We start from the raw sequence: 17,060 nt of genomic DNA on the forward strand, positions 1-17,060 counted from the left end.
GTCTCCTTGTTTGGGTTGTACTGCATGTCTACTTCACGCTCAGCCGCTGGAACTCGGACAACGCCCGGTATTCATCGGCCAGCTTGTTCGGGATAGCCAGGAAAATCGGGCGCAGGCGTTCGTAGATCGCGACATTCTTCTCGATCGGCACGTGGCGGTTGGTCGAACCGACCATGTCGGAAATCACATCCAGCGAGCGAATCATGCCCAGCGCAAACAGGCCGAGCACGGCGGCGCCCAGGCAAGACGATTCGACGCTTTGCGGCACCACCACTTCGCGATTGAAGATGTCGGCCATCATCTGGCGCCACAAGGCCGAACGCGCGAATCCGCCGGTGGCCATCATGCGTTGGGTCGGACCGATAAGGTCTTCGACCGCCGGCAGGATGGTGTAGAGATTGAAGATCACGCCTTCGAGCGCGGCGCGGATCATGTGTTCCTTGCGGTGATGCAGGGCCAGTCCGAAGAAGGAGCCGCGCAGGTCGGCGTTCCACAGCGGCGCGCGCTCGCCCGCCATGTAGGGATGGAACAGCAGGCCTTCGGCGCCGGGAGATACTTTTTCGGCGATGTCGGTCAAGGCATCGTAAGGATCGACGCCGGCCTTGCGCGCGGCGTCGGCTTCGGCGGTCGCCAGCTCGTCGCGCACCCAGTGGAAAATATTGCCGCCATTGTTGACCGGACCGCCGACGACCCAGTGCTTTTGCGTGAGCGCATAGCAGAAGGTGCGGCCGGAAGGATCGGTCATCGGCCGGTCGATCACGGTGCGCATCGCGCCGGAGGTGCCGATGGTGACCGCGACCTGGCCCGGGTGGATGGCATTGACGCCGAGGTTGGACAACACGCCGTCATTGGCGCCGAGGACGAAAGGCGTATCGCTGTTCAGTCCCAGCTGCGCGGCGACGTCGGCCGGCAACCCGGCGACGTGATGCGTGGTCGGCACCGGCTCGGACAATTGCGCGGCGTCGATGCCGAGCAAGGCCAGCGCGCCCTTGTCCCAGTTCAGTTCCTGCAGGTTGAACAGGCCGGTCGCGGAGGCGATCGAGTAGTCCACCAGCCAGCGGCCGAACAAACGGAAGAATACGTATTCCTTCACGCCGACGAAACGTTCGGCGCGGGCATAGATGTCGGCATGGTCGTAACGCAGCCACATCAGTTTGCACAGCGGCGACATCGGGTGGATCGGCGTGCCGGTGCGCTGATAGATAGCCTGGCCGTCATGCTCCTCGCGGATGCGGCGCGCCCACAGGCTGGCGCGGTTGTCGGCCCAGGTGATGCTGTTGGTGATCGGCTGGTTGTCCTTGCCGATGGCGATGACGCTGTGCATCGCGGCGCTGAAGGACACCAGCGCGATTTCGCCGCTACTGGCCTTGGCCTTTGCCTTGGCCGCTTTCACCGCCTCGCCGATGGACGCCAGCACGGCGTCGTAAATCTGCAGGGGATCCTGCTCCGCCATGCCGGGCACGGTGCAGAGCAAGGGGTATTCGACCGCATGCTGGGCAACGACCTGGCCGTCCAACGTGAACACGACAGTTTTGGTGCTGGTGGTGCCGATATCGACGCCGAGCATGAAGTGCGACATGAGTGTTTCCTTTACTGCGGGTCTCAACGTTACTGTGTTCAGACCACTAAATTGAGCAACATGATGAAAACGAGCGCCACCACCGAGATGATGGTCTCCATCGCCGTCCAGGTCTTGAATGTTTCGCCGACGCTCATGTTGAAGTATTCCTTGACCAGCCAGAAACCGGCATCGTTGACGTGCGACAGGATCAGCGATCCGGCGCCGGTGGCCAGCACCAGCAATTCACGGTTGGTGCCGGGAATCAGCGTCACCAACGGCGCCACGATGCCTGCACCGGTAATCGTTGCCACGGTCGCCGAACCGGTCGCCACGCGAATCACGCCCGCCACGAACCAGGCCAGCAGCAACGGCGAAATCTGCGCATGCACGGCCAGTTGACCGATGGCGGTGCCGACGCCGCTGTTGACCAGCATTTGCTTGAAACCGCCGCCCGCGCCGATGATCAGCACGATGGCCGCGGTCGGCGCCAGGCTTTGATCGACGAACTTCAACACTTGCTGGCGCGTGAAACCGCGCGCCACGCCAAAAGTGTACAGCGACAGCAGCAGCGCCGCCAGCAAGGCCACGATCGGGTTGCCGATGAAATCCATCAGGTCGCGCATGGCGCTGCCTTCCGGCAAGGTGACGTCGACGAAGGTCTTCAGCAACATCAGGAAGACCGGCGACAACACGGTGATCAGCGTGATCCCAAATCCCGGCAGGTCCTTGGTTTGCGGTTCGCGCGCCAGTTGTTCCATCAGCTCGTCCGACGGCTTGATGTCGACGTATTTGGCGATGAAGGCGCCGAACATCGGGCCGGCGATGATCACGGTCGGCAGGCCGACCACGAGACCGTAGAAGATGGTCTTGCCGATGTCGGCGCCGAAGATGCCGATCGCCAGCAACGGACCGGGATGCGGCGGCACCAGGCCGTGCATCACCGACAGGCTGGCCAGCATCGGCATGCCGATCTTGAACAGCGGCACGCCCGAGCGGCGCGCCACGATGAAGACCAGCGGGATCAGCAGCACGAAGCCGATTTCAAAGAACAGCGGGATGCCGACCAGGAAAGCGCCGATCATCATGGCCCAGTGCACGCGCTGCTTGCCGAAGGCACGCACCAGCGTCTGCGCGATCTGATCGGCGCCGCCGGATTCGGCCATCATCTTGCCCAGCATGGTGCCCAGGCCCAGCACGATGCCGACGAAGCCGAGCACGCCGCCGAAGCCGTCCTGGAAGGACTTGACGATCTTGGGCAAAGGCATGCCGGAGATCAGGCCGAGGAAGCCGGAGGTGATGATCAGGGCGATAAAGGGGTGGATGCGCAGGCGCGTGATCATGACGATCAGCACCACGATGGCGAGGAAGGCGTTCAACAACAGGCTTGCTTCGTTACTCAATCCGAACATGAGGATGTCTCCAGGGTCGATAGCGCACAGAGGCATCCGGAAGCAAAAGCCGCCATTGCCGCGCCGTCGACACCATGCCTGCCATCCACTACGGAGTCTTTACATTGTCTCGACGACGCGCCTTGTCGCTCAGTGCTGCGTTCAGGCTGCCGTGCCACTATCTGCGTAGTGTTTATTAAAGGAAATTTTCTTGTTACTCGCCGATCACATGCCGATTGCACATTGAAATGTTAGCGTTAACATCGGCCGCGATGATAACGCTACCAAAATTTATGTGTCAAATCATTTGTATGAATATCTGCGCGTGGAGAGGCCCGCGGCAACTGCGATGCGGCGGCGCAACATGATTGATGACGGCGGTTAAATCGTCTGGGGAAAGAGCGCTCGGGTATGATGTCGCCAACAGAGATTCCCGCCCCATCATGAACAAAAAAGCCGTTGCCGAAAAACTTGTCAAAACCAGCAAAGGGAGCCGCGCCACCGGTCGCGTGACGATCGTCGACGTCGCCGGCGAAGCGAAGGTCAGCCCGATGACCGTTTCGCGCGCGCTGAAGACGCCGGAACTGGTGCAGCAGGAAGCGCGCGACCGCATCGCCGCCGCCATCAGGAAACTCGGCTACGTCCCCAACCAGGCCGCCAGCACGCTGGCTTCCGCGCGTTCGCAGGTGATCGGCGTGCTGGTGCCGTCGCTGACCAATGCGGTGTTCATCGAGACGCTCAGCGGCATCCGCGACTACCTGTCGCAAGCAGGTTATCAATTCCTCATCGGCGAGACCGGCTACTCGAAAGAGAAGGAAAGCCGGCTGATCTCCACCTACCTGGCGCATGCGCCCGCAGGCTTTCTGCTGTCGAGCTCGGACCAGCATGAATTGCTGCGCCGGCAATTGGCAAGCAGCAATATTCCGGCCGTGCGCATGTTCGACCTCGGCAAAAGCAATGCCGACATGTCGGTGGGATTTTCGCAAACCAAGGCCGGTTATGCGGTGGCGCAGCATCTGATCGAACGCGGCTATCGCCGCCCCGCCTTTCTGGCGGCGCAGCTCGATCCGCGCATGATGAAACGCCGCGAGGGTTTCCGCAAAGGCCTCGCCGAAGCAGGACTGGATCCGAACGTCGAAGTCTTGCTGCCGACGCCGACCACGGTGGACATGGGTGCGCAGCTGCTGGCGCGGGTGCTGGATATTTCACCCGATTGCGATGCGGTATTTTGCTGCAACGACGATCTCGCGCTGGGCGCACTCTTCGAATGCCAGCGCCGCGGCATCAAGGTGCCGCAGCAAATGGCGATTGCCGGTTTCAACGACTTGTCATGGGCTGCCTGCGCGACGCCATCGATCACCACCATCATCACGCCGCGCTACGACATCGGCTACAAGGCGGCGGAATTGCTGATTCGTCAACTCAAGGGCGAACCGGTCGAAAAGGCGCGCCTCGATCTCGGCTTTCAACTGGCCGTACGTGAAAGCACGTAGATCCTGCGGCTGGTGCCTGCCACACGTAGCGCGTGACTCATCAATCATCATGTCCGGCAAGGGATTGATGCAACGAGCACAACGCATGCTGTACCGCACATAAAATTTATCAATAAATTCTATGGACACGATTTCTCCTGAAGCTACAATCGTCTGGTGCGAAAGCATACGCATCATCATAACTAGATTCAAATCAAGATAACCTCCAGGAGAATCACCCATGCGGAAAATCAACGGCTTGCTCAAGCCGGCCACCATGGCATTGCTGCCCCTCTGTACTTCCCTCGCCTTCCTGCCTGCCCACGCACAGACCGCTGCGCCGGCAGCCGCGCCAGTGGTCAAGTACGACCTGACCTACGACATCATCAGCCCGGTGATGGCGAAAAACGGCATGGTCGCGTCCGAGCAGGAACTGGCGACGCAAGTCGGCCTCGACATCCTCAAACGCGGCGGCAATGCGATCGATGCCGGCGTTGCCGTCGGCTTCGCGCTGGCGGTCGTGCTGCCGAATGCAGGCAATATCGGCGGCGGCGGCTTCATGATGATCCACGATGCGAAGACCGGTAAAAACGTCGCGCTCGACTTCCGCGAAATGGCGCCTGCCAAAGCCAGCCGCGACATGTACCTGGACGACAAGGGCAACGTCGCACCGGGCCGCTCGCTGTACACCCACCTGGCCATCGGCGTCCCCGGCACGGTCGCGGGCCTGACCCACGCGCTGCAAAAATACGGCACGATGAAACTGTCCGACGTGATTGCGCCTGCCGTCAAACTGGCGGAAAAAGGTTATCCGGTCAGCCCGAGCCTGGCGCTGATCCTGGCCGCGGAACGCGACCACCTCGGACAATGGGAATCGAGCAAGGCGATCTTCTTCAAGGATGGACGTCCGCTGCAAGCCGGCGAAAAACTGGTGCAGAAAGACCTGGCCAAATCGCTCAAGCTGATCGCCCAAAAGGGTCCTTCGGTGTTCTATGAAGGCGAAATCGGCAAGAAGATCGTCGCTGAAATGGACAAGCACAACGGCCTGATCACTGCTGCCGACCTGAAGAACTACAAGGTCGTCGAACGCGAACCCGTGGTCGGCAACTATCGCGGCTATCAGGTGATGTCGATGCCGCCGCCAAGCTCGGGCGGCATCCACATCATCCAGATGATGAATATCCTGGAACGCTATCCGCTGAAGCAATACGGCGCCGACAGCGCACAGACCATCCACCTGATGGCCGAAGCGATGAAGCTGGCCTACGCCGATCGCGCGGAATACCTGGGCGATCCGGATTTCAACAAGGTGCCGGTCAAGGGCCTGACCTCGCGCGGCTATGCCGACGAACTGGCGAAGAAGATCAATCCCGATCGCGCAACGCCGTCTTCGGAAATCAAGCCGGGCAAGCCGCAACCGTATGAAAGCGACCAGACCACGCATTTCTCGGTCGCCGACAAGCAAGGCAACCTGGTCGCCACGACCTATACGCTGAACCTGAACTTCGGCAGCGGCATCGTCGCCACCGGCACCGGCATCACGCTCAACAACGAGATGGATGACTTCTCCGCCAAACCGGGCGTGCCGAACGCCTTCGGCCTGGTCGGCGGCGAAGCCAACGCCGTCGGCCCGGGCAAGCGTCCGCTGAGCTCGATGTCGCCGACCTTCGTGCTCAAGGACGGCAAGCCTTTCCTGGTCACCGGCAGCCCGGGCGGCAGCCGCATCATCACGACCACGATGCAGACCATCCTGAACGTGATCGAGCATGACATGAACGTCGCCGAAGCGACCATCACGCCGCGCATCCATCATCAATGGGCGCCGGACCAGCTGCGTATCGAAAAGGGCATCAGCGCCGACACGATCAAGATCCTGCAGGACAAGGGTCAAAAGATCAGCGTGCAGCCTTCGATGGGACGTACGCAGACTATTCAGATCAAGGATGGCGCTTTTTATGGCTATTCGGATCCGCGCAATCCGGATGGACGTACGTTGGGGTTCTGATGGTTTAGCTGTTTCTGCTTCATACAATGAGAATGCCGCCTGGTGAGAGTCAGGCGGCATTTTTTATTGGTGTGCGGGTTTTGTGTAGCGGTCTTATTGTGTTTTGTTCCGACGACCGCTTTACGCTATTTGATCTTGTTCTATCGTCGATCAACCGTGCCGGGGGTAGCCCGGCGGCTACTCACTTTCTTTGCTTCGCCAAAGAAAGTAAGCAAAGAAAGGCGACCGCGGGATCCAGGCCCTTCGGGCTTCCCGGTGCTGCGAAGCAAAAAATGGGAAGGGAAAACAACTCGCTTCGCTCAGACATTTTTCCCTTCTTTTTCCATTTTTCGCATCGCATCACCGGCTGGCTCCAAGCGGTAACTGCCACAGCGGCTCGCCTTCGGCATCGCGCTGTCAAACTTACTGCGGGTGTTTTTTAGGCCCTCGTCCCAGCGAACGCTGAGACCCAGTGGCGTCAGCGCTTCTCTCAACCGTCTTTACGCCGCTAGGTTCCAACTTTCGTTGGAACGACGAAGTAAGAGGATTCAACCACCTCTGTACCCTGGCGAGGCGAAGCGAGCCAGTCTGGCAGTTTCCGCTTGAGAGTAGCCGGTGTCAGCAGGTGAAAATCGGATTAAGAAGGGAAAAATGTCTGAGCGAAGCGAGTTGTTTTCCCTTCCCGATTTTCACCTGCTGGAGCCGGGAACCCCGAAGGGGCTACGACCCAGCGGTCGCCTTCTTTTGCTTACTTTTCTTGGCGAAGCAAGAAAAGTGAGTGGCTGCCGGGCCACCCTCGGCAAAGGTTGATCGAAGAAAGAAAAGATTCAATTACCGATATAGCCAGTCAGAACAACACAAAAACACGCTTAAGGCCGCTCCACAATCTTCCTCAACACAAACCCCGCCGCCACCAACCCAAACGAAGCCGTCACCACCATCGCCGACCCAAACCCGGCACAATTCAATCCGGTAACGCCAGCCTCCTGACGACGCCCATCCGCATCGACGGTATCCAATCCGTCGGCCGCATCATCAGTATCCACCTCGCAAACCTCACCCTCGGGAAACCGCAACGGCTCCGTCGAGAACACCGCATCGATGCCGAATTTGTTCTTCGTCCCGCGCGGAAACTTGTGCCAGGCGCGCAGACGCTTGCGCACCTTCGCCAGCAACGGCTCCTGCTCGGTCCGGCACAGATCGCGGATCTCGATCTTGGTCGGGTCGATCTGACCGCCGGCGCCGCCGCTGGTCAGCAACGGCACCTTGTGTTCGCGGCAATAGGCGATCAGCGCCACCTTGGCGCGCACGTTGTCGATGGCGTCGATCACGTAGTCGAAGCGGCCGACGCCGATCATCTCGCCGACGTTGTCGGGCGTGAGGAAGTCTTCCACCTCGGTGACTTCGCAATACGGGTTGATCTGCGCGATGCGCTCGTGCAGCGCCGTGACCTTGGCCTTGCCGAGCGTATCGGTGAGCGCGTGGATCTGGCGGTTGACGTTGGACTCGGCGAGGTTGTCGAGGTCGATCATGGTGATCTTGCCGATGGCGCTGCGCGCCAGCGCTTCGACGATCCACGAACCGACGCCGCCGACGCCGACGATGCAAATATGCGCAGCACGAAAACGTGCCAGGCCTTGGGCACCATACAGACGGGCGATGCCGCCGAAGCGGCGGTCGAAATCGATATCGGCGTCGCTGGATGCGACGACAGGTTGAACATTGGACATCATGGTTATCCGGGTAACAAAGTAAAACAGGCTGTTTCCTGAGAAACAGCCTGCAGAACAACAATTCTAACGATTAAAACAACTTCCGGTTTTTACACCACCGCACCGTCAGTTTCGTCTTTCGGCTTGGCCGGCTTGATCAGGTCTTCGCGCTTGACGCCCAGCCACATGGCGATCGCTGCCGCAACGAACACCGACGAATAGATACCGAACAAGATGCCGATGGTCAGCGCGACGGCAAAGTAATGCAGCGTCGGGCCGCCGAAGATCAGCATCGACAAGACCATCATTTCGGTGCTGCCGTGGGTGATGATGGTACGGGAAATCGTGCTCGTGATCGCGTGGTTCAACACTTCCGGCGCGGACAGCTTGCCGTAGCGGCGATCGCGGAAGGCTTCGCGCACCCGGTCGAACACCACCACCGATTCATTGACCGAGTAGCCCAGCACCGCCAGCACCGCCGCCAGCACGGTCAGCGAGAATTCCCACTGGAAGAAGGCGAAGAAGCCGAGGATGATCACCACGTCATGCAAGTTGGCGATGACGGCGGCGACCGCGAATTTCCATTCGAAACGGAAGGCCAGGTAGATCACGATGCCGATCACCACCATGCCCAGCGCCATCAGGCCGTCGTGCGCCAGTTCGTCGCCGACCTGCGGGCCGACGAATTCGACGCGCTGCAGCTTGACGTCAGGATCCTGCGCCGTCAGCGCGGCGATGACTTTTTCGCTTTGCTGGGTGGAATTGACGCCATGCTGGGCCGGCAGGCGGATCATCACGTCCTGCGCCGTGCCGAAGCTCTGTACTTGCGTGTCGGTAAAGCCCAGGCCTTCGACCGACTTGCGGATGTTTTCGATGTTGGCCGGCTTGGTGTAGGCGACTTCCATCACGGTGCCGCCGGTGAATTCGATCGAGAAGTGCAAGCCCTTGCTCAGCAGGAAGAACACTGCCAGCACGAAGGTCAGCGCCGAGATGACGTTGAATATCAACGCATGGCGCATGAAGGGGATATCTTTTTTGATGCGGAAAAATTCCATCACATACCTTTCAGTTCTGCGCCTCTGCCGTCTGTCGGGCAAAGGCGCACGGGATTCTGTTCGCTGCGCTTATTTGACTTTGACCTTGACGTCCGACTTCGTGTCGGTGCCGGCGCCCGGTTTCCAGATCTGGCCGATCGCCAGGCTGGTCAGTTTCTTCTTGCGGCCGTACCACAGGTTGGCCAGGCCGCGCGAGAAGAACACCGCCGAGAACATCGACGTCAGGATACCCAGGCAGTGCACCACCGCGAAACCGCGAATCGCGCCCGAACCGAAAATCAGCAACGCCAGGCCGGCGATCAGGGTCGTCACGTTGGAGTCGAGGATGGTCGCCCATGCACGGTCGAAACCGATGCTGATCGCTGCCTGCGGCGAATTACCGTTGCGCAGTTCTTCGCGGATGCGCTCGTTGATCAGCACGTTGGAGTCAATCGCCATACCCAGCGCCAGCGCGATCGCCGCGATACCCGGCAAGGTCAGCGTGGCCTGCAGCGTCGACAGCACGGCGATCAGCAGCAGCACGTTGACCGACAGCGCCAGCGCGCTGAACAGACCGAACAACTGGTAGTACACGATCATGAAGATGGCCATGGCGGCGAAGCCGTACAGCGTCGCGTCGAAGCCCTTGCGGATGTTTTCAGCGCCGAGTTGCGGGCCGATGGTGCGTTCTTCGATGATCTCCATCGGGGCGGCCAGCGAACCTGCGCGCAACAGCAGCGCCAGATCGCTCGAGGCTTCCGCCGAACCCATGCCGGTGATCTGGAAGCGCGAACCCAGTTCGGAACGGATGGTCGCCACGGTCAGGACTTCCCCCTTGCCTTTTTCAAACAGGACGATGGCCATCGCCTTGCCGACTTTTTCACGGGTGGCGTCGCGCATCTTGCGGCCGCCGTCGCCGTTGAGGTCGATGCTGACGGCAGGCTGGTGATTCTCATCGAAGCTGGCCGAGGCGTTGGAGATGTAGTCGCCGGTCAGGACCGGGTCCTTGTACAGCACGACCGGTGCGCCCTTGCCGACCTTGAACAACTCGGAGCCGAAAGGAATCGCTGCGGTTTCTTCGGTGCCGCGGGTCACGGAGTCGTCGACCATGCGCACTTCCAGCGTGGCGGTGCGACCGATGATGTCTTTCGCGCGGGAGACGTCCTGCACGCCCGGCAGCTGGACCACGATACGGTCGGCACCCTGGCGCTGGATGATCGGTTCAGCCACGCCCAGTTCATTGACGCGCTTGGACAGGGTCGAGATGTTTTGCTTGACGCCGTCTTCCTGCGTTTGCTTGAGCGCTTCAGGACGCAGTGTGGCGACCAGCTTCAGGTCGTCGCCGGTGCCGGCGTCTTGCAAGGCCAGTTCGGAGACTTCGCCGGCCAGCACGTTGCGCGCCTTGTCGCGGGTGTCGGCATCGCGGAACAGGATGTCGATCTGGTCGCCGTTGCGGTTGATGCCGTTATGACGGATGTTCTTGTCGCGCAGCACGCTGCGCACGCTGGACTGCAAACCTTGCAGACGCTTGTTCATCACTGCCTTGACGTCGACCTGCATCAGGAAGTGCACGCCGCCGCGCAAGTCCAGACCCAGGTACATCGGGAAGGCATGCAGGCTTTGCAGCCACTGCGGCGTGTTCGGCAGCAGGTTGAAGGCGACGATATAGGTCGGATCGGCAGGATCGGTATTCAGGCCTTTTTCCAGCAAGGTCTTGGCCTTGAACTGGGTGTCGGTATTGGCGAACCGGGCGCGCACGGACGGCGCGGTGCTGGCGTTATCGAAAATCACGCTCTCTGGCGCGAGGCTGCCTTGTTGCAGGAGCTGCTGCACGCGCCCGGCGACCGAGCTGTCCACCTTGATGGTGGATTTGGCGCTGCTGATCTGCACGGCAGGCGATTCGCCGAAGAAGTTGGGCAGCGTATACAGCGTGCCGAACAGCAAGGCGATGACGATTAGGACGTACTTCCAGAGAGGATAACGATTCATATTGATTCAGCGTTGATGATGAACATCCAGGATGGATTCGTTTGCAGCAAATGTGAACAAGGGCGCATCCGCGTCAAAAACAAAATACGCGATGCGCCCATGTCAGCCATGCGGCCGGACCGATTACAGTCCCTTGATGGTGCCCTTCGGCAGCAGCGTGGTGATCGCGGCTTTTTGCACGACGACTTCATTGCCTTCGGAAACTTCAACGGTCACGTAGGCATCGGTCACCTTGACGACCTTGCCCAGCAAACCGCCGGAGGTCACGACTTCGTCGCCCTTGGCCAGTGCGTCCATCATGGCCTTTTGTTCTTTTTGACGCTTCATCTGAGGACGGATCATCAGGAAGTACAGCACAACGAACATCAGGACGATGGGCAGGAAGCTGGTCAGATTGCCCATCAGGCCGCCTGGGCCTGCAGCAGTAGTTTGTGCAATTGCATCGGTAATAAACACGTGTCGCTCCAAATGGTTGTTTAAAAAATAGCCCCGCATTTTAGCACTGCGCCGGACGCTTACCCCCATTCCGGACGGGCCGAATCGGGGGAAAGCGCCGATAACGGAAAAAAGCGGCGAAAAAGCTGACGAAAAACGGGAGAAAACTGTCTTGCCGCGAGGAAAACTTGTTATATCGGCATCGCCAATATGGGGGTACGGGGGTACATTAGCAAGCCGACAAGAGCAAAGAATTGCCGCGCATTTTGCCAATCACCTCAGGAGACCCGTTCCACCATGCTGCCCATCGAAGCCCGGCCTTATCAGGAAATCAACGACGCCTTCCGCTGGAATATCCCCGAGTACTACAACATCGGCGTCGACGTCTGCGACAAATGGGCCGAAACCGATCCGGGCAGGCTTGCTCTGATCCACGTCGCAGCCGATGGTTCCAGCCGCCGCTACAGCTTCGGCGAAATCAAGGAAAGCTCCGACCGCCTCGCCAATCTGTTCCTGGCTAGCGGCGCAAACACCGGCGACCGCATCGGCATCCTGCTGCCACAAGCGCCCGAAACCGCGATGGCGCACGTCGCCGCCTACAAGATCGGCGCGATTGCGATCCCGCTGTTTGCGCTGTTCGGCGCCGAGGCGCTGGAATACCGCTTGCACAACAGCGGCACCCGGGTAGTCGTCACCAACGCCGCCGGCGCCGCCAAGCTGGCCGGCATCCGCGACCGCCTGCCGGCGCTGCAAACCATCCTCACCATCGACGGCGCCTTCCACGGCACGATGGATTTGCATCAGGCATTGAAGCAGGCCAGCAGCGACCTGACGCCGGTCAAGACCAAAGCCGACGATCCTGCCGTCATCATCTACACCTCCGGAACCACCGGCCAGCCCAAGGGTGCCTTGCATGCGCATCGCGTGCTGCTGGGGCATCTGCCGGGCGTGGAGCTGTCGCACAATCTGTTTCCGCTGGAAGGCGACCTGCTGTGGACGCCGGCCGACTGGGCCTGGATCGGCGGCCTGCTCGACGTCTTCCTGCCGGCCTGGCATCACGGCGTCCCGCTGGTGGCGCATCGCTTTGAAAAATTCACCGGCGAAGCGGCCTTTCAGTTGCTGCAGGATTACGGCGTGCGCAACACCTTCCTGCCGCCGACCGCATTGAAGATGATGCGCACCGTCGCCGAGCCGGAAAAGCGCTGGCGCTATCAGCTGCGTTCCGTCGCCAGCGGCGGCGAATCGCTGGGGATGGAATTGCTCGACTGGGGCCGCCAGACCTTCGGCCTGACGATCAATGAGTTCTACGGCCAGACCGAGTGCAACATGACGGTGTCGTCTTGCGCCGCCATCATGGATTGCAAACCCGGCGCCATCGGCCGCGCCGCCATCGGGCACAAGCTCGCGATTGTCGATGCTCAGGGCCGGGTGCTGCCGCCCGGCAGCGACGGCAACATCGCCGTGCAGCGTCCCGACCCCGTGATGTTCTTGCAGTACTGGAATAATCCGCAGGCCACGCAAGACAAGTTCGTCGGCGACTGGCTGCTGACCGGCGACACCGGCTGCATGGACGAGGACGGCTACATCCGCTTCGTCGGCCGCGACGACGACGTCATCACTTCAGCCGGCTACCGCATCGGCCCGGGCGAGATCGAAGACAACATCCTCCAGCATCCCGCCGTGAAGATGGTCGCCGTGATCGGTTCGCCCGATGCGCAGCGCACCGAAATCGTGGTGGCCGTCATCGTGCTCAAGGATGGCGTCACCGGCGACGACGAGCTCAAGCGCGAGATTCAGGAGCACGTCAAGGTGCGCCTTGCCGCGCACGAATATCCGCGCGAAATTTTCTTCGTCGATGAATTGCCGATGACGACCACCGGCAAGGTGATCCGGCGCGAGCTGCGAGCGCGCGTCAGCGAGTGGCGCACACAGCCGCAGCAGGCATGATGGCGATGCTCTAGGCGGCCAAGGCAATCGTCAGCTGCAGCCAGCCGCCGGCCTGCTCTTGCGCCAGCAAAGCCCCATTGACGACGGAGATCCGGCGCTTTTCGTAGGCCGGCAGATGTACTTGCACCGAGTTCTGCGGACGCGGCAACTGACCGCTGAAGGACAACTCCAGACTTAGCGTCTCGTCGTCGCCGCGCGCGGCAACACGCCAGTGGCCGTAGCCGCCGTCGCGCCAGGCTTCGGAAACGCCATCGTCTTCAATACAGCTGCCCTCCACTTCGGCAGCGCCTTGCGGCGGCACGATCAGGAAGGCGCGTTGATCCGACGGCTTGCTGAAATGCTGCTCGGCCACGTTCAACGGCACCACGCTGCCTTCGCGAATCAGAAATACCGGCTGCTCCCACGGCGCAGGCAGGGTAACGGTCTTGCCGCCGTCGAACAATTCGCCGCTCCAATACGATACCCAGCGCGCGCCTTCCGGCAGATACACCTCGCGCTCGGTCCGGCCTTCATCCACCACGGAAGCCACCAGCAAGGCGTCGCCCACCATCATGTCGTCGCCGTCTTCATAGCAGCGCGGGTCGCAGGGAAACTCGGCGAAGGTCGGGCGCAGCACCGGCTCGTAGCTGCGATGCCATTGCCACAACAAATGATAGTAGTAAGGGATCAGCCGGTAACGCAGCTTGATCAGGCCGGAAATCTGCGCCGTGACCTGCGGATGCATCCACGGCTCGTTGGCGCTGCGGTCGTCGTTCCAGGAGTGGATGCTGAAGCGCGGCAGGAACACGCCATGCTGCACCCAGCGCAGCAGCAGCTCCGGCCCCGGCGCCGGACCGGCGAAGCCGCCGATGTCGTGGCCGATGTTGGAGATGCCCGACAAGGCCAGCCCCAGCGCCATCTTGATGTTGTAGCGCAGCGTTTCCCACGACGTGTAGTTGTCGCCCGACCAGGTCTGCACATAGCGATGCATGCCGACGCCGCCGGAGCGCGACACCAGGAAAGGCCGCTTTTGCGGCGCATGTTCGCGCTGGGCGTCGCGCGAGGCGCGCATCATCAGCATGGTCTGCAAGACCTTGGCCTGGTGCGCGGGAAAGGCTTTGCCGAAACCGTTGGCGACGGCCTTGGTGTTCCAGACTTCGAATTCGTTGTTGTCGTTCCAGGTGGAGGAGATGCCGTAGTCGAGCAGCGCGGTTTTGACCTGCCCTTTCCACCAGTCTATGGTGGCGGGATTGGTGAAATCGAGATAGGCGCCGACTTCATCCCAGAACTGCACCCAGGACGGCGAACCATCGGGCGCCGCGATCAGCAAGCCGGCGCGTTGCACCTGCTCGAATGCGGGATGGTCCTGCAACAGGCAAGGCTTGATGTTGGCGCACAGCGACACGCCGTTGTCGGCATAGCCTTTGGTGAAGCCGTGGATGTCGGGGAATTTTTCGCGGTTCCAGTTGAAGACGTAGCGCTTGGGCCCGATCGAGGTATAACCGGAAGACAGATGGAAGGAGTCGCACAGGATGTCGTGCTCGTGGCACTTGTCGATGAATTCGTTCATGCGCTCCTGCGCATCGGGAGCATCGGTATAACTCATGGTCGAACCGGAATAACCCAGGCCCGACTTCGGCATCCAGGCCGGCGTGCCGGTCATCCACGTGAAGCGCCTGACCGCATCCAGCGGCGAGTGCGCCGAGGCGATGAAGTAGTAATCGAGATCGCCGTGCTCCGCCACGAAATGGCGATACAGGCCGTGGTAGTTGTCCAGCTCGCGCCCCATGTCGAAGGTGCAGTCGGCCAGCGTGTCGTAGAACAGGCCGAAACCGAGCGCCGCCTGCGGCTGCCAGGTCAGGTAGAACGGGATGTGCTTGTAGAGCGGATCGGAAGTCTTCGCGCTGTAACCCATCGAGTCGACGTTGACCATCTTGTAGCTTTGGTTGGCGCGGTTGAGCGAGCCGGCGCGCTCGCCCAGGCCGAGATAGATTTCGTCGGCGCGGCGCGCCTTGTAGTGATAGACGCGGTCGTCCCACCAGTTGAAGTTGTAGGCTTGCGTCGCGCGGTCTTCCAGCACGGCATGCCAGACGCCGTCGCGCCTGAGCGACCAGCTGCAGCGCCCGCCGTTGAGCGCGATCTCCAGGCGCACGTCCTCGGTCTGCACGTGCAGCTTGTCGGCCTCTTCGCGCAAGGTAAACGCCGGCAGCGCAAAGCCGCTCAGGTCGAGCCGGTCGCGACCGTCGATCGCCACGTCTTCCTGCCCCGGCGCGATGGCCCAGCTGCGCGGGCCGCGCGCCAGGCCGTCCGGCAAGACACGTACGCGGAGGATGTCCTGCTCCAGCACGAAGATGTCGATCGCGGCCGCCGTGTCGCTGAGCAGGCGCAGATGGTTGCCGTCTTGTTTGTCGAGCTGGAATTGCGGTGGGTGCAGCAATGAGGTCATGGCGAAATCCGATGTGCTTGTGTGCTTGTTGCGATATTTATTTTTACGCGGCGTGGCGCTGCATATCAAGTTCGATCCGCGCGCCGTCGGCGCCGAAGCAATGCAACTGCGCCGTCGGGAAATCCAGCAACACGCTGCTGCGCTCCTGCAAATCGGTCTGGCCGTTGACCACGAATTCGAAGTTGCCGTCCTGATTGTTGCCGATTTTTCCGCGAACGAGACTGCTGCCGCCCATGCGCTCGATCTGCGTGATCTGCAAGGCGATCGCACCGGCCGCGTCGGGCACGACATGCTCGGGACGGATGCCGATGGTGTGCGCCGTCGCCGGTAATTGCAGCCGCTGAATCAGATTGGCGTCCAGCGCCGCCACCGGCAGGAAGTTCATGCGCGGCGATCCGATGAATCCGGCCACGAAACTGTTGGCGGGACGGTTGTACAGCTCCAGCGGCGCGCCGATCTGTTCCACCTTGCCGGCGCGCAGCACGACGATCTTGTCGGCCATGGTCATGGCCTCGACCTGATCGTGCGTGACGTAAATCATGGTGGTGCCGAGCCGCGTGTGCAGGTCGCGGATTTCGGCGCGCATGGAGATGCGCAGTTCCGCATCGAGGTTGGACAGCGGCTCGTCGAACAGGAACAGCTTGGGATCGCGCACGATGGCGCGGCCGATCGCCACGCGCTGGCGCTGGCCGCCCGACAATTGCGTCGGCTTGCGCTGCAGCAGTTCTTCCAGGCGCAGCATGCGCGCCGCCTCGCCGACCTTGCTCAGTACGTCGGCTTTCTTGACGCCCGAGTTGATCAGGCCGAATGCCATGTTGTCGTACACGCTCATGTGCGGATACAGCGCGTAGGACTGGAACACCATCGCGCAACCGCGTTCGGCGGCCGACCTGTCGGTGACGTCCCGGCCGGCGATCAGCACCTGGCCCGATGTCGCCGGTTCCAGCCCGGCGATGACGCGCAGCAAGGTCGACTTGCCGCAACCGGAGGGACCGACGAAAACGACGAATTCGCCGTCCTTCACTTCCAGGTCGATGCCGTGCAGGGTGGTCGTGGTGTCGAAACGTTTGACGACTTGTTGCAACTTCAATGTGGCCATTACTCAGCTCCAGA

General features: G+C 61.1%; 11 protein-coding genes. 3 read left to right on the forward strand and 8 right to left on the reverse strand.

The window, feature by feature from the left end; all coding sequences use genetic code 11:
* Positions 1-28: 28 nt before the first annotated feature.
* Positions 29-1,579, reverse strand: a complete 1,551-nt coding sequence (gntK, locus tag PMI16_RS06795) for a gluconokinase (RefSeq protein ID WP_007877758.1) — start codon at positions 1,577-1,579, stop codon at positions 29-31.
* A gap of 38 nt (positions 1,580-1,617) precedes the next feature.
* The gene (locus tag PMI16_RS06800; RefSeq protein WP_007877759.1) at positions 1,618-2,970 is read right to left on the reverse strand and encodes a GntP family permease; all 1,353 of its coding nucleotides are present in this window, start codon (positions 2,968-2,970) and stop codon (positions 1,618-1,620) included.
* Between the two features lie 422 nt (positions 2,971-3,392).
* Between PMI16_RS06800 and PMI16_RS06805 the strand changes: the two genes are divergently transcribed.
* Positions 3,393-4,442 (forward strand): LacI family DNA-binding transcriptional regulator, encoded by a 1,050-nt coding sequence (locus tag PMI16_RS06805; protein ID WP_007877760.1) that lies wholly within the window; start codon positions 3,393-3,395, stop codon positions 4,440-4,442.
* A 220-nt stretch (positions 4,443-4,662) separates the two neighbouring features.
* Positions 4,663-6,426, forward strand: a complete 1,764-nt coding sequence (ggt, locus tag PMI16_RS06810; RefSeq protein WP_007877761.1) for a gamma-glutamyltransferase — start codon at positions 4,663-4,665, stop codon at positions 6,424-6,426.
* A gap of 848 nt (positions 6,427-7,274) precedes the next feature.
* Here the strand turns inward: ggt and tcdA are convergent.
* From tcdA to yajC, 4 genes are all read right to left on the reverse strand, one after another.
* Positions 7,275-8,138: a tRNA cyclic N6-threonylcarbamoyladenosine(37) synthase TcdA gene (gene tcdA, locus PMI16_RS06815; RefSeq protein WP_007877762.1), complete on the reverse strand. Its 864-nt coding sequence runs from the start codon at positions 8,136-8,138 to the stop codon at positions 7,275-7,277.
* A gap of 89 nt (positions 8,139-8,227) precedes the next feature.
* Positions 8,228-9,172 carry a protein translocase subunit SecF gene (gene secF / locus PMI16_RS06820; RefSeq protein ID WP_007877763.1) on the reverse strand — a complete coding sequence of 315 codons (945 nt, stop codon included), beginning with the start codon at positions 9,170-9,172 and terminating at the stop codon, positions 8,228-8,230.
* A 69-nt stretch (positions 9,173-9,241) separates the two neighbouring features.
* Positions 9,242-11,140 carry a protein translocase subunit SecD gene (gene secD, locus PMI16_RS06825; RefSeq protein WP_007877764.1) on the reverse strand — a complete coding sequence of 633 codons (1,899 nt, stop codon included), beginning with the start codon at positions 11,138-11,140 and terminating at the stop codon, positions 9,242-9,244.
* Positions 11,141-11,263: 123 nt separating this feature from the next.
* Positions 11,264-11,596 carry a preprotein translocase subunit YajC gene (gene yajC / locus PMI16_RS06830; protein WP_034379446.1) on the reverse strand — a complete coding sequence of 111 codons (333 nt, stop codon included), beginning with the start codon at positions 11,594-11,596 and terminating at the stop codon, positions 11,264-11,266.
* A gap of 276 nt (positions 11,597-11,872) precedes the next feature.
* Here yajC and PMI16_RS06835 point away from each other — a divergent pair, with 276 nt between their 5' ends.
* A complete protein-coding gene (locus PMI16_RS06835; RefSeq protein ID WP_007877781.1) occupies positions 11,873-13,522 on the forward strand; it encodes an acyl-CoA synthetase in 1,650 nt (549 codons plus the stop codon).
* A 10-nt stretch (positions 13,523-13,532) separates the two neighbouring features.
* Here the strand turns inward: PMI16_RS06835 and PMI16_RS06840 are convergent, their stop codons facing one another.
* Both PMI16_RS06840 and PMI16_RS06845 read right to left on the reverse strand, forming a co-directional pair.
* On the reverse strand, positions 13,533-15,947 hold the full coding sequence (locus PMI16_RS06840) for a glycoside hydrolase family 31 protein (protein ID WP_007877782.1): 2,415 nt from the start codon (positions 15,945-15,947) through the stop codon (positions 13,533-13,535).
* 43 nt (positions 15,948-15,990) lie between these two features.
* Positions 15,991-17,046, reverse strand: coding sequence for an ABC transporter ATP-binding protein (locus PMI16_RS06845; RefSeq protein WP_007877783.1), 1,056 nt, complete (start codon positions 17,044-17,046; stop codon positions 15,991-15,993).
* Positions 17,047-17,060: the final 14 nt, after the last annotated feature.

It is taken from the genome of Herbaspirillum sp. CF444 (assembly GCF_000282135.1).
Classification (GTDB): domain Bacteria; phylum Pseudomonadota; class Gammaproteobacteria; order Burkholderiales; family Burkholderiaceae_D; genus Herbaspirillum.

What these genes read in the sequence shown, in the direction of transcription:
- gntK (WP_007877758.1), bottom strand. Translation starts at nt 1,579, where the DNA reads ATGTCGCACTTCATGCTCGGCGTCGATATCGGCACCACCAGCACCAAA.
- ggt (WP_007877761.1), top strand. Translation starts at nt 4,663, where the DNA reads ATGCGGAAAATCAACGGCTTGCTCAAGCCGGCCACCATGGCATTGCTG.
- PMI16_RS06840 (WP_007877782.1), bottom strand. Translation starts at nt 15,947, where the DNA reads ATGACCTCATTGCTGCACCCACCGCAATTCCAGCTCGACAAACAAGAC.
- tcdA (WP_007877762.1), bottom strand. Translation starts at nt 8,138, where the DNA reads ATGATGTCCAATGTTCAACCTGTCGTCGCATCCAGCGACGCCGATATC.
- PMI16_RS06805 (WP_007877760.1), top strand. Translation starts at nt 3,393, where the DNA reads ATGAACAAAAAAGCCGTTGCCGAAAAACTTGTCAAAACCAGCAAAGGG.
- PMI16_RS06835 (WP_007877781.1), top strand. Translation starts at nt 11,873, where the DNA reads ATGCTGCCCATCGAAGCCCGGCCTTATCAGGAAATCAACGACGCCTTC.
- secF (WP_007877763.1), bottom strand. Translation starts at nt 9,172, where the DNA reads ATGGAATTTTTCCGCATCAAAAAAGATATCCCCTTCATGCGCCATGCG.
- PMI16_RS06800 (WP_007877759.1), bottom strand. Translation starts at nt 2,970, where the DNA reads ATGTTCGGATTGAGTAACGAAGCAAGCCTGTTGTTGAACGCCTTCCTC.
- secD (WP_007877764.1), bottom strand. Translation starts at nt 11,140, where the DNA reads ATGAATCGTTATCCTCTCTGGAAGTACGTCCTAATCGTCATCGCCTTG.
- PMI16_RS06845 (WP_007877783.1), bottom strand. Translation starts at nt 17,046, where the DNA reads ATGGCCACATTGAAGTTGCAACAAGTCGTCAAACGTTTCGACACCACG.